Origin of the sequence: Blautia sp. RTP21359st1_E11_RTP21359_211015, assembly GCF_040910705.1 — a bacterium.
Lineage (GTDB): Bacteria > Bacillota > Clostridia > Lachnospirales > Lachnospiraceae > Blautia_A > Blautia_A fusiformis.
On the sequence record NZ_JBDGAB010000009.1, the window covers coordinates 1 to 18,030 of the forward strand.

Annotated in this window: 21 protein-coding genes; 20 read left to right on the forward strand and 1 reads right to left on the reverse strand. The window is 42.9% G+C overall.

The window, feature by feature from the left end; translation table 11 throughout:
- Nucleotides 1-135 precede the first annotated feature (135 nt).
- From ruvB to AB5026_RS04835, 15 genes are all read left to right on the forward strand, one after another.
- Nucleotides 136-1,146: a Holliday junction branch migration DNA helicase RuvB gene (ruvB, locus tag AB5026_RS04765; RefSeq protein ID WP_015524888.1), complete on the forward strand. Its 1,011-nt coding sequence runs from the start codon at nucleotides 136-138 to the stop codon at nucleotides 1,144-1,146.
- Between the two features lie 83 nt (nucleotides 1,147-1,229).
- Nucleotides 1,230-1,391, forward strand: a complete 162-nt coding sequence (locus tag AB5026_RS04770) for a hypothetical protein (protein ID WP_158526504.1) — start codon at nucleotides 1,230-1,232, stop codon at nucleotides 1,389-1,391.
- 223 nt (nucleotides 1,392-1,614) lie between these two features.
- On the forward strand, nucleotides 1,615-1,917 hold the full coding sequence (locus tag AB5026_RS04775; RefSeq protein WP_022426487.1) for a DUF4406 domain-containing protein: 303 nt from the start codon (nucleotides 1,615-1,617) through the stop codon (nucleotides 1,915-1,917).
- A gap of 10 nt (nucleotides 1,918-1,927) precedes the next feature.
- Nucleotides 1,928-2,191: a DUF6275 family protein gene (locus tag AB5026_RS04780; protein WP_110103918.1), complete on the forward strand. Its 264-nt coding sequence runs from the start codon at nucleotides 1,928-1,930 to the stop codon at nucleotides 2,189-2,191.
- A gap of 99 nt (nucleotides 2,192-2,290) precedes the next feature.
- Complete coding sequence (locus tag AB5026_RS04785; protein ID WP_110103919.1) at nucleotides 2,291-2,623, forward strand: ribonuclease; 333 nt, start codon at nucleotides 2,291-2,293, stop codon at nucleotides 2,621-2,623.
- A gap of 392 nt (nucleotides 2,624-3,015) precedes the next feature.
- Nucleotides 3,016-4,047 carry an N-acetylmuramoyl-L-alanine amidase gene (locus tag AB5026_RS04790; RefSeq protein WP_147602989.1) on the forward strand — a complete coding sequence of 344 codons (1,032 nt, stop codon included), beginning with the start codon at nucleotides 3,016-3,018 and terminating at the stop codon, nucleotides 4,045-4,047.
- Nucleotides 4,048-4,224: 177 nt separating this feature from the next.
- Nucleotides 4,225-4,632 carry a cell division protein ZapA gene (locus AB5026_RS04795; RefSeq protein WP_015524889.1) on the forward strand — a complete coding sequence of 136 codons (408 nt, stop codon included), beginning with the start codon at nucleotides 4,225-4,227 and terminating at the stop codon, nucleotides 4,630-4,632.
- Between the two features lie 89 nt (nucleotides 4,633-4,721).
- Nucleotides 4,722-6,881 carry a U32 family peptidase gene (locus AB5026_RS04800; RefSeq protein WP_368212907.1) on the forward strand — a complete coding sequence of 720 codons (2,160 nt, stop codon included), beginning with the start codon at nucleotides 4,722-4,724 and terminating at the stop codon, nucleotides 6,879-6,881.
- Between the two features lie 6 nt (nucleotides 6,882-6,887).
- Entirely contained in the window at nucleotides 6,888-8,267 is a 1,380-nt protein-coding gene (locus AB5026_RS04805) for an FtsW/RodA/SpoVE family cell cycle protein (RefSeq protein ID WP_015524892.1), read from the forward strand.
- Nucleotides 8,170-9,663, forward strand: a complete 1,494-nt coding sequence (locus tag AB5026_RS04810) for a penicillin-binding transpeptidase domain-containing protein (RefSeq protein ID WP_161209519.1) — start codon at nucleotides 8,170-8,172, stop codon at nucleotides 9,661-9,663. Before AB5026_RS04805 ends, AB5026_RS04810 begins: the two co-directional genes overlap by 98 nt.
- Before the next feature lie 100 nt (nucleotides 9,664-9,763).
- The gene (locus tag AB5026_RS04815) at nucleotides 9,764-10,219 is read left to right on the forward strand and encodes an NUDIX hydrolase (protein ID WP_015524893.1); all 456 of its coding nucleotides are present in this window, start codon (nucleotides 9,764-9,766) and stop codon (nucleotides 10,217-10,219) included.
- Between the two features lie 63 nt (nucleotides 10,220-10,282).
- A complete protein-coding gene (locus AB5026_RS04820; protein ID WP_044961521.1) occupies nucleotides 10,283-10,594 on the forward strand; it encodes a hypothetical protein in 312 nt (103 codons plus the stop codon).
- 4 nt (nucleotides 10,595-10,598) lie between these two features.
- On the forward strand, nucleotides 10,599-11,669 hold the full coding sequence (locus AB5026_RS04825) for a DUF2953 domain-containing protein (RefSeq protein ID WP_368212872.1): 1,071 nt from the start codon (nucleotides 10,599-10,601) through the stop codon (nucleotides 11,667-11,669).
- The gene (locus AB5026_RS04830) at nucleotides 11,653-12,024 is read left to right on the forward strand and encodes a GerW family sporulation protein (protein WP_015524896.1); all 372 of its coding nucleotides are present in this window, start codon (nucleotides 11,653-11,655) and stop codon (nucleotides 12,022-12,024) included. The genes AB5026_RS04825 and AB5026_RS04830 overlap by 17 nt, the downstream gene beginning before the upstream one ends.
- Before the next feature lie 59 nt (nucleotides 12,025-12,083).
- The gene (locus AB5026_RS04835) at nucleotides 12,084-12,221 is read left to right on the forward strand and encodes a hypothetical protein (protein WP_173740860.1); all 138 of its coding nucleotides are present in this window, start codon (nucleotides 12,084-12,086) and stop codon (nucleotides 12,219-12,221) included.
- A 97-nt stretch (nucleotides 12,222-12,318) separates the two neighbouring features.
- On the opposite strand, the gene rpmB is transcribed toward AB5026_RS04835, so the two are convergent.
- A complete protein-coding gene (gene rpmB, locus AB5026_RS04840; RefSeq protein WP_015524898.1) occupies nucleotides 12,319-12,507 on the reverse strand; it encodes a 50S ribosomal protein L28 in 189 nt (62 codons plus the stop codon).
- A 392-nt stretch (nucleotides 12,508-12,899) separates the two neighbouring features.
- Here rpmB and AB5026_RS04845 point away from each other — a divergent pair, with 392 nt between their 5' ends.
- The 5 genes from AB5026_RS04845 to recG all read left to right on the forward strand — a co-directional run bounded on the left by AB5026_RS04845 (nucleotide 12,900) and on the right by recG (nucleotide 18,010).
- Complete coding sequence (locus tag AB5026_RS04845; RefSeq protein ID WP_161209517.1) at nucleotides 12,900-13,274, forward strand: MmcQ/YjbR family DNA-binding protein; 375 nt, start codon at nucleotides 12,900-12,902, stop codon at nucleotides 13,272-13,274.
- On the forward strand, nucleotides 13,271-13,702 hold the full coding sequence (locus AB5026_RS04850; RefSeq protein WP_368212874.1) for a flavodoxin family protein: 432 nt from the start codon (nucleotides 13,271-13,273) through the stop codon (nucleotides 13,700-13,702). The genes AB5026_RS04845 and AB5026_RS04850 overlap by 4 nt, the downstream gene beginning before the upstream one ends.
- Nucleotides 13,703-13,904: 202 nt before the next feature.
- A complete protein-coding gene (locus tag AB5026_RS04855) occupies nucleotides 13,905-14,264 on the forward strand; it encodes an Asp23/Gls24 family envelope stress response protein (RefSeq protein ID WP_015524900.1) in 360 nt (119 codons plus the stop codon).
- A 20-nt stretch (nucleotides 14,265-14,284) separates the two neighbouring features.
- Entirely contained in the window at nucleotides 14,285-15,937 is a 1,653-nt protein-coding gene (locus AB5026_RS04860; protein WP_129975407.1) for a DAK2 domain-containing protein, read from the forward strand.
- 12 nt (nucleotides 15,938-15,949) lie between these two features.
- Nucleotides 15,950-18,010: an ATP-dependent DNA helicase RecG gene (gene recG, locus AB5026_RS04865; protein ID WP_278654438.1), complete on the forward strand. Its 2,061-nt coding sequence runs from the start codon at nucleotides 15,950-15,952 to the stop codon at nucleotides 18,008-18,010.
- The last annotated feature ends 20 nt before the right edge of the window (nucleotides 18,011-18,030 follow it).

Below are 18,030 nucleotides of genomic sequence, written 5' to 3' on the forward strand. Positions count from 1 at the left end.
AGCTTTGCCCTAAAGGGTAATCGAGCAGGAAGCCCCCACTTCAAAATCGTAAGATTTAAGTGGTGGGAGCATGTCACCGCCGTGAGTAAGAGCAAACATGCTCGCACTGAAATGAAATAGAACGGAGCATAGCAAATGGAGAACAGGATCATTACAACAGATGTTACAGAAGAGGATTTTTCCCTGGAGGGAAATTTAAGGCCTCAGAGTCTGGATGAGTATATTGGTCAACAGAAAACAAAAGATACCCTGAAAATTTATATCGAAGCAGCAAAGCAGCGTCATGATTCACTGGATCATGTGCTGTTTTATGGACCTCCGGGGCTGGGAAAGACTACACTTTCCGCGATCATTGCCAATGAGATGGGAACACATATGAAGGTAACATCAGGTCCTGCGATTGAAAAGCCAGGCGAAATGGCTGCGATCCTGAACAACCTTCAGGAAGGAGATGTGCTGTTTGTAGATGAGATACACAGACTGAATCGACAGGTAGAAGAGGTTCTTTACCCGGCAATGGAAGATTTTGCTATCGATATCATGATCGGCAAGGGAGCATCCGCCCGTTCCATTCGTCTGGATCTTCCGAAGTTTACATTGGTAGGTGCAACAACGAGGGCAGGTCTTCTTTCCGCGCCGCTTCGTGATCGTTTTGGCGTAACACAGAGACTGGAGTTTTATGATAAAAAAGAACTGACGACGATCATTCTACGTTCCGCTCAGGTGCTTGGCGTGGAAATCGAACCCAATGGAGCTGCCGAGATCGCCAAGCGTTCCAGAGGAACCCCCCGTCTGGCCAACCGTCTTCTGAAGAGAGTACGTGATTTCGCCCAGGTGAAGTATAATGGTGTGATCACCTACGATGTTGCCTGCTTCGCATTGGATCTTCTGGAAGTAGATCAGTATGGCCTTGATAAAACAGACCGCCGCATTCTCCAGACCTTGATCCTGAATTTTCAGGGCGGCCCCGTGGGGCTTGAAACACTTGCCGCATCGATCGGAGAAGACTCCGGAACACTGGAAGACGTGTATGAACCCTATCTTTTGCAGACAGGTTTCCTTAACAGAACTCCACGTGGAAGAATGGCTTCCGTGCTGGCATATACCCATCTTGGATATCCTCGTCCTGATTTATCGACAAAGTAAAGGTCATAAAAAAGTGAATTACTCGGTAACTGAGTTACCAGAGAATCTGAATTGAAGACTATTAGCACAGGTGAAAAAACGTTCTGTATAATGCGGTAAAAAAGAAAAAGCGCCAGGCAGGAAACTTTATTTTTGATATAACGGATTGCCCGCTGAAAGAGGGCGAAATAATGGAGCAGGTCAATAATCTGTTCAGATCAACACATCTCTCCTTTTTTGGAAGAGATCGCATTGTACAAGGATAGAAAAATAATTGGTGTTTATCAAAGAAATAAAAAATAAGAACCATTCAGCTGTACGATCTAAAAGATCATGGGTATTGCGAATGGTTCTTATTAAGATATCTTATGTGTATTTTACGATAATATACACAAGAATGCAAGACTTAAAATAAACAATAATTATCCACCAGTCAGAAAATGACAGGTGGTATTTTTATACACTTTTTTAAGAAAGAGAGGACAAGAAATGAAGAAATTATTTATCAGTCAGCCAATGAGTGGCAAAGCAGACGAGGAGATTCTTGCAGAGCGAAAGGTGGCAATCAAAGCGGCAGAAGAGTTGTTGAGAGAACCTGTAGAGGTTATTGATTCTTTCTTCCAGTCAGCACCGGTAGGAGCAAAACCTCTGTGGTTCATTGGAAAGTCCCTGGAGTTTTTATCTGATGCCGATATCGCCTATTTTGCAAAAGACTGGCAGAAAGCAAGAGGATGCAAGATCGAACATGAGCGTGCGGTTGAGTATGGAATTCCGAGAATTGACCATGTGTAGGAGGTAAGGAATGGGAAATGAAGAATTTTTAAGACTTTGCAAAGTAAAAGTAGCTGAATATACCAATTCACACATGGATAAGATCGATGGAAAACAGATCACAGTACAGTATGTGTACGTGGTATGGAGTTGTAAGACATTACAGAACAGTAAAGCACTTCTGAGCACGACTGTGCCGGATGGAATGTATTATGAGCTGACATATAACGGAGATAAGCACGAGTTATACTTTGATGCTTATAAGAAATTTCAAAACATGTGCTTTAAACTGTAATTGCGCCGGTGCAACAGTCGGAGAAGGGAAACACTACATGGAAACAATCATTTGCTCATGTCATAGAATAGAAGATCTGGAAAGAAAAGGAGAATGAACATGAATGTAAATGTAATGATGCAGTATGTAACATATGGTCTGGCGCTGATCGGGGTGCTGGCGTTCCTGGTATCGATTATTGTGCAGGTGATCAAAGAGCTCCCGGGACTTAATAAGATCCCGACAAGTATTGTAGCACTGGTCACATCACTGATCCTGTGTCCGGTGGCACTGGCAGTCCTGTGCACGTATTATAAGACAGCTGTCACCTGGTATTATATTTTCGCATCGATTATTGCGGCGTTTGTAGTGTATTTGGTTGCGACCGGCGGTTGGGAAAAAGTAAAAGGTATCTGGGACAGGACGAAATACAAAGATTCAGAGGGCGAGTGATCCCTTTGTGAAATTCGTTGAACATCAAAGGACGATATGATAATATAGAACACGGAGCAATCGTGTTGCAGGGTGGCTGACCTCTATTCTACATAGAATGGAGGTGGTGCTGATGGACAAGAATCATTTTGATTTCAAAGACCTCATGGCTTTTGGTATGTTCATTCTGGCATTGCTTACGTTCGTTTTGACGTTTTGTAAGTAATTTTCTACATAGAAAAACCACCCCAAAACTTTGGCTGAGTGTAGGGTGGAATTTCTATTTCGCTATTCACTGAGTTCAACCCCTTGTGGGCGGTTGTTCCTTTGTATTATCAATATACCATTTCGAAAAAAATAATTCAAGTATTTTTAGGAGGCGAGTAATCGTCTTTTTTTATTGGAGGAAACATATGTTAAAGATTATGGGAAAAGCTCAGGTATCCGGCAGGAATTATGGTCAGAAGATCATCAGCATTTTGAATGGCATATTATCTATTAAGGCATCAAATAAGACATCAAAAACAGAAAAGGAGAGTACAACCATGAATATCAACACAAGTCTTATCAGTAACAACAACAGCTATGCAGGTCATAAACCGGCATATATCGTAATTCACAACACAGATAACTATGCCAAGGGTGCAAATGCGAAAGCACATGCTAAGGCTCAACATGATGGAAACTTTAAAGGCTATTCTGCACATGTATATGTGGATGACACAGAGGCATATCAGGCGCTTCCGTATAACCGTGGCGCATGGCACGTAGGGGTTAACTACGGCGGTCGGCTGTTTGGTACTGTCAACAACAGAAATTCAGTAGGGATCGAGATGTGCGTCCAGGCAGGCTATAACTATGAGAAAGCTTTCCAGAATACAGTCCAGGTGTGCAAACAGCTTATGAAACAGCTGGGAATCCCGGCAGACAGAGTTGTGCAGCATTATGATGTATGTGCAAAGAACTGCCCGTCAGCAATTCGTGCAAAAGGTGACTGGAACCGGTTCAAGCAGCTGATCGGAGCTGAGACCGCCACACCGACGGTAGATAAGTATTATCGCACGAGAAAGTCCTGGGCTGACAGCAAGAGCCAGATCGGAGCATACAAGAGCCTTGAGAATGCAAAGAAAGAGTGGAAACAGGGCTACACCATCTATGATTGGAACGGAAAAGCAGTGTATCCTGTACAGACTTCAGAAAAGGCAGTAGTTCTGACAGGAAAATTTGAGACCCAGCTTCCGATCATCCGGAAAGGGAATTCCGGCGTTGCAGTTTCTGTGCTGCAGTCTGTACTTGGTGTTACTGTGGATGGCCATTTCGGAGACGATACAGAAGCATCTCTGAAAGTTTTCCAGAAAAACACAGGCGTAAAGGTAAGTGGAACCTGCGGTATTGATTCCTGGAAAAGGGTGATCGAACACATGAAAGCCAACACTCATAATTGAGAAAAACATTTGCATCTTTAAGGAAAATATTGTAATCGACAAAATAATAGAAAAACTTCTATACATTTTTGCGGGAATCAGTTATAATAAAAGAAATTGCGGGTTGTAAGACCGGCAATGCAGAGGAATGTTATTGAGGAAATTACCAGTAACAGATAAATTCAGGAGGCTTTACGAATGGCGGTAAAGAATACAGCACAGGTTGTTATCGATGGAAAGATCATTACTCTGGGCGGGTATGAGTCCGAGGAATATTTTCAGAAGGTTGCAGCCTATATGAATAATAAGATCAGTGAGCTGAGTCAGATGCCGGGATACTCCAGACAGGCCATGGAGACCAAGCATACACTGCTCAGTCTGAATATTACAGATGATTATTTTAAGGCAAAAAAACAGGCGGAGATTTTCGAGCAGGATCTGCAGCAGAAAGATCAGGAAATGTATGATCTGAAACATGAACTGATCTCTTTGAAAATGCAGATCGAAGAGGCGAAGAAGGCAGAACAGGAAGCTCAGGAACAGAAGAATCTTCTGGACGGTAAGGTGAAGGAACTGGAGAAAGAACTTGATGAACTGCTTAAATAAGGATGGGGGATTGCTTCGGTAATCCTCTTTTGTTTTATTGTTACCGGATTTGATTAACAGATGGGAGATGAGGGAATACTTTGAAAAATATGATAACAGAACTGCTCTCACCGGCAGGTTCTTATGAAAGCTTTGAGGCAGCTATTGGTGCCGGAGCTGATGCGGTATATGTAGGGGGACCGGCTTTTGGAGCAAGAGCTTATGCACAGAACTTCACCCAGGAAGAGCTGATCGCTGCCATTGAGACCGCACATATCCATAACCGTAAATTATATCTTACTGTGAATACACTTTTGAAGAACCGTGAACTGGATGATCAGCTGTTTGAATATCTGCTTCCGTATTATGAGGCTGGTCTGGATGCGGTGATCGTACAGGATCTGGGAGTGTTTTCTTTTATACGCCGAAATTTTCCGGATCTGGATATCCACGCAAGCACACAGATGACAGTAACCGGACCTGAAGGAATGCAGTTTCTGGAGGAAAAGGGAGCAACACGTGTAGTTCCGGCCAGAGAGCTTTCTCTGGAGGAGATATCTGCCATGCATAAGGCAAGTCCTCTGGAAATAGAGACTTTTATCCATGGAGCTCTCTGTTACAGCTATTCCGGCCAGTGTCTGATGAGCAGTATTTTCGGTGGAAGAAGCGGAAACCGTGGCCGCTGTGCGCAGCCATGCAGGCTTCCTTACAGTGTAACCATGGATCACAGAAAATATAAAGGAGACAAGGATTTTTGTGCATTAAGCCTGAAAGATATCTGCACTTTGGATATTCTTCCGAATATCCTGGAGGCGGGTGTTATGTCTCTGAAGATCGAAGGGCGTATGAAACAGCCGGCGTACACAGCGGGCGTCACGGCAGTATATCGAAAATATCTGGATATGTATTTAAGTGGAAAAGAATATCACGTTCAGGAAAAAGACCGGAAGTATCTTCTTGAGCTTTTCAGTCGTGGAGGATCCTGCAAAGGATACTATGATATGTATCGCGGACCGGAAATGATGGCTTTTGCCAATGAAAAAAAATCCGGTAATATCCAGCCGGAGATCAGAAAAATAAAAGAAAAAATTCATGGGAATTTAATACTTTCTCCTGAAAGTCCTGTTATACTGGAAATAACCTGCAAGGGCCAGACAGTAACTGCTATGGGCGGTGAGGTACAGTTTGCTAAAAATCAGCCAATGGAAGAACAGAGGATCCGTCAGCAGATGGAGAAACTGGGAAATACAGATTTTCAGTGGGAGGATCTGAACATTGAAATAAATGGAAGGATTTTTGTTCCGGTTAAAGTTCTCAATGAAGTACGAAGAGATGCTCTGAGTCAGCTGCGGGAAGCACTGATCGGATGTCAGAAGAGAGCACAGGTTACGAAGCAGCCGACGAAATCTAAGGATCAGGCTGCCTGTCACAGAAGGGTAACAGACAGCCTGCCTGTGTATGTATCCTGTGAACGTTCGGATACTGCGGAAGTACTTTTGAACGAACCGGGGATTACAGGTTTTTATTTTCCTTTTGATACTATGGAAAAATATTTTTCACCGGAACTTGCTGCAAGCAGTGAATTATATCTTTCTACTCCACATATCCATCGCGGAGAAATCCCCGAAAAGTGGCTTCGATCAGCTCAAAAATGGTTGGAGCAGGGTATGAAGGGTTTTCTGGTAAGAAATCTGGAATCTTACGCCATACTGAAAAAAATGGGATATGGCGAAAAATGTATCCTGGATGCATCCATGTATACCTGGAATGATCAGAGCGTTGATTTCTGGCGGGAAGAGGGAGTTCTTCGAAATACAGTCCCCCTTGAGTTGAATGAGGGTGAACTGAAACACAGAGATAATACTTCTTCGGAGCTGCTTTTATATGGTTATATCCCACTGATGCTTTCCGCGCAATGTGTAAGGAAGAATCTTTTCGGATGTACAGGAAAATATGAGACGGCTTATCTGAAAGACCGCTATAACAGTGAATTTCCGGTAAAATGCAGCTGTGATCCATGGGGAAAAAACATCTCCGAAAAAGCAAAATACTGTTATAATATCATTTATAATAGCATTCCTTACGGACTTCCGGGTGAAAAAGATCAGGTAAAAAAACTGAACCTTCACTCTTTGCGACTGGCATTTACGATCGAAGAGCCAGAGAAAGCAAAAGCAATCCTGAAAGAATTCCGGACGGTTTATCAGGAAAACGGAAAACCTTCCGGACGCAGGTATACAAAAGGCCATTTTAAAAGAGGAGCCGAGTAAAAGTGTATGATTAATGTAATTACAGAATTATCTAAGTATGTGATCCTCACATTGATGATCGTCTATACCTTTCATTGTTTTTATATGGTGTGGCGGCAGGATGAGGAAGAAAAGAGAGAACTGCTCCATCAGCAGCTGACCATGATCTTTTTTATTGATTTTACAGCATTTCTTGTGATCTATTTAAAAAGCATGGATTTCAGGGTCATCCTGTTCTATATCGAAATGATGATCTTTTTTGCAGCGATCCAGATCCTTTATCGAATTATTTATCAGAATGCATCGCTGCTTCTTTTAAATAATATGTGTATGCTCCTGAGCGTAGGATTTATCATGCTCTGCCGGCTTTCACTTCCGTCTGCAACTAAGCAGCTTCTGATCGTGGCCGCAGGTAGTGCAGTATCACTGGTGATACCGGTAATGATACGAAAAATGAAATTTTTAAAAGATCTTACATGGGCTTATGCCGGAATTGGTATTGTACTTCTGGCGGCAGTTCTTGTTCTGGCAAGCACAAGCTACGGTGCAAAGCTTTCTCTTATGGGAATCCAGCCTTCCGAGGTGATCAAGATAACCTTCGTATTTTTTATGGCATCACTTCTGTGTACCAAGGTGGATTTTCGCAAAGTAGTACTGGCTACGATCGTTGCAGTGATCCATGTAGGGATTCTGGTTCTTTCCAGGGATCTGGGTAGTGCAGTAATCTTTTTTGTCACCTACCTTGTACTGATCTATGTGGCAACCAGAAATCCGAGCTATTTATTTCTGGGACTTGGCGGAGGATGCGTTGGTTCGGTGATCGCATATCATCTTTTTGGACATGTCCGTCAGCGAGTCAGTGCCTGGAAGGATCCGATGGCTGTCTATCAAAATGAAGGTTATCAGATCGTGCAGTCTCTGTTTGCGATCGGAACCGGAGGCTGGTTTGGAATGGGACTTTGTCAGGGCTCTCCGGAGAAGATTCCGGTCGTAAAAAATGATTTTATCTTCAGTGCTATTTGCGAGGAACTGGGTGGCATTTTTGCCATCTGCCTGATTCTTGTATGCACAAGCTTTTTTCTGATGATCGTTACTATTGCACTAAAGATCAGGAATCCGTTTTATAAACTGATCGCACTGGGGCTCGGAACGGAATATGCTTTTCAGGTATTTCTGACCATTGGCGGTGCAACCAAGTTTATTCCAATGACAGGAGTTACACTTCCGCTGGTGAGTTACGGAGGCAGTTCTGTCATGTGTACCATCCTGATGCTTGCGATCATTCAGGGACTGTATATTCTGAGGGAAGATGAGGACGAACAAATTGAAACGCAGCGAAAAGAAACGATTGAAAGAAGAGGAAAGAGAGCAACGCCTGAGAGAAAGAGAAATCGCCAGACTCCGTAGAAAAAAGAACCGGCCTTTAACTTTTGTATCGGCCTTCTTTATATTGATCTTTGTCAGTCTGATCGGATATCTGGTCTATTTTGACGCCATAAAAAGCGAAGATTTTATCAACAGCCCGTACAACACCCGTCAGGATACATTTTCGGACCGGGTAGTACGTGGAAGTATCCAGTCTTCGGATGGTGAGGTTCTGGCACAGACCAATGTGTATGAAGATGGAACAGAAGAGAGAACGTATCCGTTTTCCAATATTTTTGCACATGCCGTAGGATATGATACCAATGGTAAGAGTGGTTTGGAATCGGAAGCAAATTTCCAGCTTCTCACCTCCCATTCATTTTTTCTGGAACAGATGAAAAATGAATTCCTGGGAAAAAAGAATCAGGGTGATACCGTGATCTCCAGTCTGAATGCAGATCTTCAGACAACGGCATACAATTCTCTGGGAGACCGCAGAGGAGCGGTAGTTGTACTGGAACCATCCACCGGACGTATTCTGGCTATGGTGAGCAAACCGGATTTTGATCCGAACACGATCGCACAGAACTGGGATACCCTTGTTAATGATGAAAGTAACAGTAGCCTTTTAAACCGTGCAACCAATGGAGCTTATCCTCCGGGATCAACATTTAAGATCGTCACGGCACTGGATTATTTCAGACAAAAGGGATCACTGGAGGGATATTCCTATCTGTGTCAGGGAAGTATCACAGTGGATGACCACACGATCCAGTGTTACAATGGTGCAGTACATGGACAGGAGGATTTTTATTCTGCATTTGCACATTCCTGTAACTGTGCATTTGCAGATATGGGCCTTGGTCTGGGAGGAGATACTCTGAAAAGTACTGCAGAGGATCTGCTCTTTAATAGGGCGCTTCCGCTGAATTCCTATAAAACCAGTCGCTTTACCCTTGATAAAGATTCTCCGAATGCACTTGTGATGCAGACCTCGATCGGCCAGGGTAACACTCTTGTTTCTCCGATGCATATGGCATTGATCTCAAGTGCCATCGCCAATGATGGTGTACTGATGAAGCCAACTATGATCGATAAGATCGTGAATAATTCCGGTGATACGGTCAGGGAAACAGAAAAAACGGAATACAAACGTCTGATGACAAGAAATGAAGCCAATATCCTTGGAAAACTAATGAAAAATGTAGTTGAAAACGGTACGGCTTCCGCATTGAATGGACGAGGATATACTGTTGCCGGAAAGACCGGTTCTGCGGAGTTTGATGAAAATGGCTCCAGTCATTCCTGGTTTGTGGGTTATTCTAATGTAGATGATCCGGATATCGCCATTGCAGTGATCGTGGAAAACGGCGGAACCGGAAGTGAAGCGGCAGTTCCCATTGCGGCCAATGTTTTTGATGCATATTATTTCGATTAAATTGAGAACAGTATCTGCTTCTTGCCCCTTGCCTATAAGGTGAAAAAGAGGTATACTATAGCCAGTGCAAAAGACACACGCATTACAGGAGGATTGCAATATGATAGAAGCAACAAGCTGTGGCGGTGTGGTAATTCATCGGGGTAAGATCCTGGCATTGTATAAATCCTACAGGAACCGTTATGAAGGATGGGTGCTTCCCAAAGGAACTGTAGAAAAAGGAGAGACTTTTGAACAGACTGCTTTACGTGAAGTAATGGAAGAAGCAGGTGTTCGGGCCTCTATCGTGAAATATATCGGTAAGAGCCAGTATAATTTCACCGTTCCGGAGGATGTGGTAATGAAAGAGGTACACTGGTATCTCATGATAGCTGATAATTATCATAGCAAACCCCAGCGAGAGGAATATTTTGTAGATTCCGGATACTATAAGTTTCATGAGATCTATCATCTTCTCCGTTTTTCCAACGAGAAGCATATCGTGGAACAGGCCTATCAGGAGTATCTGGAAATGCGAAGTGAAGGCGTCTGGGCGAAACAGCAGAAGTATTTTTAACAACAGGACAGGGCTGTGTACTTACGCAGCCCTGTTTGGCATTATAACGGAGGTGAGGGCAGATTGCTGAAATGGATGAAAAACTATTACATAGGAAATGATGTAAAAAATCCTACTAGAATAAGAACCAGGATCACTGCTGGCAAATTCGTGCCGGATATCTACGTTGTTACTTTGTCTGATAATCCCGGAAATATTTTGGAAATTCTTCCTGCAGGCATGCTTGTACAGCGAAGCGCCAGAGCCACCTGTCCTTTGATCATTGGAATGGCTAGAGGAAAATCCGGTGCTATACAGATGGTACAGGATATGATCGAACAGGTTTATACCGAAACTGGAAATTTTAAAATAAAAGAATATCTTAAAAACAGGTGAACCAATGCTGCATATATTATGGCTGATAATAAAATGGATATTGATCCTTTTGGGGATCCTGATCGGGCTGATCTTTCTGATCCTGCTGCTTCTTTTATTCTGTCCGATCAGATACAGAGGGAAAATAAAAAAAGACCGAACGGATAGTCTTCGGGAAATACATGCTTTCGGTGAAGTGAGCTGGCTGCTTCATATAATTTCTGCACAGGTATTCTGGGAGCAGAGCGTTCTGAAAACAAAATTATGTTTTTTAGGGATTCCTTTGGAAAAATTTAAAAATCTGTTTCGTAAAAAAAAGAAACCTAGATCTCTTTCCAACTCCGGAAATCAAAATGCCAAAAAACAGGCAGAGGCTTCTAGAAGCCATGAAAAGACATCAAAAAACGAAAATCAGAACGATACCGCAGAGCTGCAAATGTCTGAGCCTCAGGAAGATACTGTTGAAGATATAAATGAAATTTTGGAAAATGTAATAATGGAGCCGATATCGATTTCCGAAGAAATATCGGAAGAATCGGAAGATGAAAAGAAGCTTCGGACAAAGATTGCAGATTTAATTTTGAATATAGTGGGAAGAATAAAAACTGCAGTTGGAAATCTGATCCGAATCGTACAGAATTTTCTTGGAATCCCCAAAAGGATTCTGAAAAAAATGCAAAGTCTTGCATTAACAATCCGAAATTTCTGTGATAAGATAAACTGGTGGAAGGAATTTTTAGACCATCCCCGAACCAGAGAAGCTCTTTCCTTTCTGTGGAAAAATGCAAAAAAACTGATTTATCATGTGCTTCCGACAAGAATCACCGGAAAAATCACATTTGGCAATGAAGATCCGGCAGTTACAGGTATGGTATTGGCTGTATTAGGAATGACGATTCCTTTTCATAAAAACAAGATCGAAGCAGCGCCCCTTTTTGATGATGAAAATGTTCTTAAGGGAGAGATCCTGTTAAAGGGAAGGATTTATGGAATTGTAGTTCTCAAAACAGCAACAGAGCTTTATTTCAATAAAAATATAAAATACGTCATCCACCGATGGAGACATAAGGAGGTAAAACATGGAGAAAGAGAATAATTTCAAAGATACCGTGAATTCATTATTTAAAGGAATGGATGGCTTTGTATCGGCCAAAACAGTGGTTGGCGATGCCATTCATGTAGGTGATACCATTATCCTTCCTCTGGTCGATGTATCCTTCGGCGTGGGAGCCGGAGCTTTTGAAGGGGACAAGAAAAATAACGGCGGCGGAGGTCTTGCCGGAAAGATGTCTCCCTGCGCAGTACTTGTGATCCAGAATGGAAGCACCAAACTTGTAAACGTAAAAAATCAGGATGGCCTTACCAAGGTTCTGGATATGGTGCCGGATTTTGTGAACCGTTTTGCGCCAGGTGCAGGCAATGCTGAGGATACAGACGGGAAAGAAGAGTAGTATTCCATTTAGATTTCATGCATATACTGTAATAAAAAACAGGAAATGAGCAGACAGGAGTGGGAAAGCTAACTGGTTTTATGCTGTTTTTTATTGGTGTGGGCATGGTTCTTGGTATCCTTATTACAGAGAATTTTATTGTGATCGCAATGGCAGTCATATGTCTGCTATGCGGATATCATATGTTTTGCAGATAAGCGGGAAGTGTGCACCTGGCATACTTCCCGCTTGTAATTTATCTGTCTTAAAGATAAAAAAACAGCCCCCGCATTCTACGGGGGCATACGATATTACTTACGCTCTTTCAACTTTTCCGGATCTTAAACAAGAAGTACATACATACATTTTCTTTGCTCCGCCGGCAGTTGTTTTTACTCTGACGGATTTAACGTTAGATTTCCACATTTTGTTGGATCTTCTATGGGAATGACTCACATTGTTTCCGAAATGAGCTCCTTTATCGCAGATTGCACATTTAGCCATGAATAGCACCTCCTTTTATCAACAGTCACCATTTTAACAGATGAATTGCTCTTTTGCAAGCAAAAAAAGGAAATTTATCAAAAATTCTGCAAAGAGTTTTAAGGAAAGTATTCCATACCTCCGGGAACAGGGCGGATCATGGTGAAATTAAGCGTTGTGTGTATGGTTTAGATCAATTTGAAACATAGAAAATTACCCAGTGCGAATTAATTTATCGTTTTTTCTTTGGCCTGGTCTCTTTCCTGAATCTGAATAGAACATATTCTTGTTGAACTGGCATATGAGGATAGGAAAAACGGGAAAATGCAAAAGAATTTGGCAGGTAGTTCGGAATCCGAAAATGTGGTATGATTATAGGTAGGATATCAGAAACGTCAGGAGTTGAATAGCTTGTGAAGAAAGAAGAAATTTTTAAATATGTGCAGAAACAGTACGGAACAGTCCCGGAATATTTATGGAGTACATCGCCAGACAGTGCAGTACTTCGACATAAAAACGGAAAATGGTATGCAGTGATCATGACTGTCGAAAAATCGAAACTGGGATTAGAAGGAAAAGAGTCGGTTGATATCATGGATGTAAAGTGTGATCCGGACATGACGAATTTGATTATTCAGACGCATGGATTTTTACCTGGATACCATATGAACAAGCAGCACTGGATCACGATTTTACTGGATGGTTCGGTCAGTAAAGCAAAGATACTGGACTTTTTGGACATGAGTTATGACCTGATTGATGGCGCAGGCAGAAAGGAAAACAAATGAAAAAAGCAATCATATATGCATCGGTACATCATGGAAATACAGAAAAATTAGTAAAGAGCATAGCAGAAGAGTGTCAGGTTGATTTGATTGATGCTGTAAAACAACCCGATGCAGATCTGAGCAGTTATGATATGATTGGGTTTGCATCAGGAATCTATTTTTCAAAATTTCATCAGTCGATATTGGGATTTGCAGAGAAGAATCTACCGGACGACAAAAAGGTATTTCTGATCTGTACTTATGGTGGAAGTGCGAATTATAAATCCATTGAGCAGATTTTGGATAAGAAGCGTTCTAAAGTGATAGGAAAATTCGGGTGCAAGGGTTATGACACATTTGGTCCATTTAAACTGGTTGGTGGAATTGCAAAAGGGCATCCAGATGAAGAAGATATAAAAAATGCAGTTGCGTTTGTAAAAGGATTATAAGTAGATAAACGAAAAAGAAAAACCGGCTTCATAGTATCGGTCGGCATGCTCCATCACAATCCTGGATTCCCCTTCAATAGAGTGGATGAGCTTAATTTTCTATAAGATAAAACAAGTTGAACTCTATCATTGCGTAATTATAAAAAAAAGGTTATAATGGTTTTATATAATTTAATCTGAATGAAACAATGGAGGTAACCATATGAATGGACGTATAGATTCCGGATTGGGTCAGATCGTAATTGATACAGATGTCATTGCGACTTATGCCGGCAGTGTGGCGGTAGAGTGTTTTGGTATCATCGGAATGGCAGCTATCAGTATGAAGGATGGCCTGGTCAAGCTTTTGCGTATTGACAGCCTGAAACATGGTATCAGTGTTAAGATCACGGATGATAATAAGATCCGGCTGAATTTTCATGTCATCGTAGCATATGGCGTGAATATCAGTACTATTGCGGACAATCTTGTCAACAATGTAAAATATAAAGTCGAAGCCTTTACAGGAATGGAGATTGAAAAGATCAACATTATGGTTGAGGGCGTGCGTGCAATAGATTAGTTTTAGAGGAGGAACTTGTGGTGAATAACAAAACCATAGATGCTAAAATACTTTCCAGAATGTTTCTGTCCGGAGCAAAGAATCTGGAAGCGAAGAAAGAGTGGATCAATGAACTGAATGTGTTTCCTGTACCTGATGGAGATACGGGAACCAATATGACGCTTACCATCATGTCTGCTGCTTCTGAAGTAGGTGCTCTTACAGATCCGGATATGGAATCCCTGGCAAAGGCAATTTCTTCCGGTTCCCTCCGTGGAGCCAGAGGTAATTCCGGTGTTATCCTGTCACAGCTTCTGCGTGGATTTACCAGAGGTGTGCGTAAACTTACAGATCTGGATGCACCTGCCATTGCCGCAGCTATGGAGCGAGGCGTTGAAACTGCATACAAAGCAGTTATGAAACCAAAAGAGGGAACCATTCTTACTGTAGCCAGAGCTGCAGCAGACAGAGCAGCAGAGCTTGCTGATGCTGCAGAAGATCTGGATGCTTTTTTCGACGGGATCTTTCAGCATGCAGAGGAAACTCTTGCCAGAACACCAGAGATGCTTCCAGTCCTGAAAGAAGCAGGTGTTGTGGATTCTGGCGGACAGGGACTTCTGGAAGTTTTCCGTGGTGCCATCGACGGATATCATGGAAAAGAAGTGGATTATTCCCAGTTTGAGGCAGCAGCTCCTAAGATCACAAAGATTTCTCCTCAGGCAGAGGCAGATATCAAATTTGGATATTGTACAGAGTTTATTATCCTTCTTGAAAAACCGCTTCCACAGGATGAGATCGACCGTTTCCGTGAATTTCTGGATTCCATCGGTGATTCCATTGTTTTGGTGGCTGATGATGAGATTGTCAAGGTACACGTGCACACCAATCATCCGGGACAGGCTTTTGAACGCGCACTCACGTATGGTCAGCTTTCCCGTATGAAGATTGACAATATGAGAGAAGAACATCAGGAAAAACTGATCAAAGATGCGGAAAAACTTGCAAAAGAACAGGCAGAAAACAAAGAACCACCAAAGGATCATGGATTTATTTCCGTATCCGTAGGTGAGGGACTTTCTCAGATTTTCCGTGAGCTTGGCGTAGATTATCTGATCGAAGGCGGTCAGACTATGAATCCGAGTACCGAAGACATGCTCAATGCTATTGAGAAAGTAAATGCAAAAACAATTTATATTTTCCCGAATAACAAGAATATTATCCTTGCAGCTAACCAGGCAAGAGATCTGACTGAGGACAAGGAGATCATTGTAGTACCAACCAAGACAATCCCACAGGGAATTTCCGCAATGATCAGCTTTGTTCCGGAGAAGGGCAGCGAGGAGAACCTTGCTTCCATGACCGATGCGATTTCCAGAGTGAAGACCGGACAGATTACTTATGCAGTCCGTGATACACGTATTGATGACAAGGAAATCCATGAGGGAGATATCATGGGAATCGGTGATGCAGGTATCCTTGCAGTAGGCAGAGATCGACTTCAGGTAGCGGAGGAGATGGTAGCAGAGATGGTTGACGAGGAATCTGAGATCATCAGTGTTTACTATGGTGAAGATGTATCTGAGGAAGATGCAGAGGCACTTTCTGATTCTCTTACCGAGAAATATCCGGAGTGCGAGGTTGAGCTGAACCAGGGTGGACAGCCAATTTACTACTATCTGATTTCTGTAGAATAAAGAGCACAAAAAATGAATGATAAGACACCTTTACGTGAATTAAAAGGCGTGGGTGAGAAAACAGAGAAGCTTTTCCAGAAGATCGGGATCACGACTGCGGAAGAGCTTCTCCGTTATTATCCGCGGACTTACGATATATATGAGGAGCCTGTGGAGATTGCATCAGCAGAGGAGGACAAAACAGTCTCTATCCGTGCCACTATAGCAACAGGTATTTATATTAACCAGATACGCAATCTCCAGGTTCTGACAACAACTGTGACAGATGCAAGCGGCCGATTGCCGGTTGCCTGGTTCAATGCGCCTTATTTGAGGGGAACACTCAAAAAGGGCAGTGTGTTTATCCTCAGAGGAAAGATCATCAGAAAAAAAGGCCGTCCGCAGATGGAACATCCGGAGATTTTTACCCCGGCAGCTTATGAGGAAATCATTCACAGTATGCAGCCTGTATATGGTCTGACGAAAGGACTTTCCAACAAGATGATCACGAAGTTGGTCCATCAGATTTTGGATACAAGGCCTCTCCATGGGGAATATCTGCCGGAGGAGATACGGGAACGCTATCAGCTCGCAGATGCTAATTATGCGATCCGGACTGTTCATTTTCCGAAAAATATGCAGGAGCTTCTCACAGCCAGGAAACGTCTGGTATTCGATGAATTTCTGCTTTTTGTGCTGGCAATACAGCTCTTGAAGGAGAAAACAGAAGAGGCTCCAAACACTTTTCCAATGAAACCAGTATGGACAACCGAGGAAATCATAGAAGGGCTTCCCTATGACCTGACCGGAGCCCAGAAGAATGTCTGGCATGAGATCGAACGGGATCTGAGCGGTCATAAGCTGATGTCCAGGCTTGTACAGGGGGATGTTGGTAGCGGCAAGACCGTGATCGCATTTTTAGCTATGGTACTTTCAGCAGAGAATGGATTTCAGAGTGCATTGATGGTACCGACAGAGGTTCTGGCAAATCAGCATTACGAAGGCTTTCTGAGGCTGATGGAAGAACAGAATATCGCTTCCTGCCATCCGGTGCTTCTGACAGGATCTACCACAGCCAGACAGAAGCGTGAGATCTATCAGAAGATTGCAGACGGTGAAGTGAATGTGATCATCGGAACTCATGCCCTGATCCAGGAAAAGGTGGAATATAAGAATCTGGGGCTTGTGATCACAGATGAGCAGCACAGATTCGGCGTTCGCCAGAGAGAAGCGCTGACGACCAGAGGAAATCCGCCTCATGTACTTGTTATGAGCGCAACCCCCATTCCCCGGACACTGGCGATCATTTTATACGGAGATCTGGATATTTCGATCATTGACGAGCTTCCTGCAAAAAGACTTCCGATCAAGAATTGCGTAGTAGGAACTTCCTACCGTCCCAAGGCGTATTCTTTTATTGAAAAGCAGGTGCAGATGGGAAGGCAGGCTTATGTGATCTGTCCTATGGTGGAAGAGAGCGAAGGCCTGGAGGCAGAGAATGTTACAGATTATGCCAGAAAGCTTCAGGAGATCCTTCCGGGGGAGATCAAAGTAGAAATCCTTCACGGAAAGATGAAGCCAAAAGAGAAAAACAGGATCATGGAGGCGTTTGCTTCCGGCGAGATCCAGGTACTGGTATCTACCACAGTTGTGGAGGTTGGAGTGAATGTGCCAAATGCTACCGTCATGATGGTAGAAAATGCAGAACGTTTCGGGCTTGCCCAGCTTCATCAGCTTCGGGGCCGTGTAGGGCGTGGAGAGCATCAGTCTTACTGCATTTTTATCCAGGGAAATAATGAAGAAAATACTTCTAAACGTCTGAAGATCCTCAATGAATCCAATGATGGATTTTATATAGCCGGAGAAGATCTGAAGCTTCGGGGCCCAGGAGATCTTTTCGGTATCCGCCAGAGCGGACTGATGGAATTTAAGATCGGTGATATCTACAATGATGCGGGAATCCTGAAGAATGCAAGTGAAGCAGCTGGTGAGATCCTGGCACTGGATTTTGATCTTATCCTGCCTCAGCATAAGGCTTTAAAGGAGCATCTCAAGGGGTATATGAGTGAAGAACTGGAAAATCTGGGGATCTAATTGGATGGAGCAAAGCGAAG

Coding starts and splice junctions, on each gene's coding strand:
- ruvB (WP_015524888.1), top strand. CDS start 136: ATGGAGAACAGGATCATTACAACAGATGTTACAGAAGAGGATTTTTCC.
- AB5026_RS04775 (WP_022426487.1), top strand. CDS start 1,615: ATGAAGAAATTATTTATCAGTCAGCCAATGAGTGGCAAAGCAGACGAG.
- AB5026_RS04780 (WP_110103918.1), top strand. CDS start 1,928: ATGGGAAATGAAGAATTTTTAAGACTTTGCAAAGTAAAAGTAGCTGAA.
- AB5026_RS04785 (WP_110103919.1), top strand. CDS start 2,291: ATGAATGTAAATGTAATGATGCAGTATGTAACATATGGTCTGGCGCTG.
- AB5026_RS04790 (WP_147602989.1), top strand. CDS start 3,016: ATGTTAAAGATTATGGGAAAAGCTCAGGTATCCGGCAGGAATTATGGT.
- AB5026_RS04795 (WP_015524889.1), top strand. CDS start 4,225: ATGGCGGTAAAGAATACAGCACAGGTTGTTATCGATGGAAAGATCATT.
- AB5026_RS04800 (WP_368212907.1), top strand. CDS start 4,722: ATGATAACAGAACTGCTCTCACCGGCAGGTTCTTATGAAAGCTTTGAG.
- AB5026_RS04805 (WP_015524892.1), top strand. CDS start 6,888: ATGATTAATGTAATTACAGAATTATCTAAGTATGTGATCCTCACATTG.
- AB5026_RS04810 (WP_161209519.1), top strand. CDS start 8,170: ATGAGGACGAACAAATTGAAACGCAGCGAAAAGAAACGATTGAAAGAA.
- AB5026_RS04815 (WP_015524893.1), top strand. CDS start 9,764: ATGATAGAAGCAACAAGCTGTGGCGGTGTGGTAATTCATCGGGGTAAG.
- AB5026_RS04825 (WP_368212872.1), top strand. CDS start 10,599: ATGCTGCATATATTATGGCTGATAATAAAATGGATATTGATCCTTTTG.
- AB5026_RS04830 (WP_015524896.1), top strand. CDS start 11,653: ATGGAGAAAGAGAATAATTTCAAAGATACCGTGAATTCATTATTTAAA.
- rpmB (WP_015524898.1), bottom strand. CDS start 12,507: ATGGCTAAATGTGCAATCTGCGATAAAGGAGCTCATTTCGGAAACAAT.
- AB5026_RS04850 (WP_368212874.1), top strand. CDS start 13,271: ATGAAAAAAGCAATCATATATGCATCGGTACATCATGGAAATACAGAA.
- AB5026_RS04855 (WP_015524900.1), top strand. CDS start 13,905: ATGAATGGACGTATAGATTCCGGATTGGGTCAGATCGTAATTGATACA.
- recG (WP_278654438.1), top strand. CDS start 15,950: ATGAATGATAAGACACCTTTACGTGAATTAAAAGGCGTGGGTGAGAAA.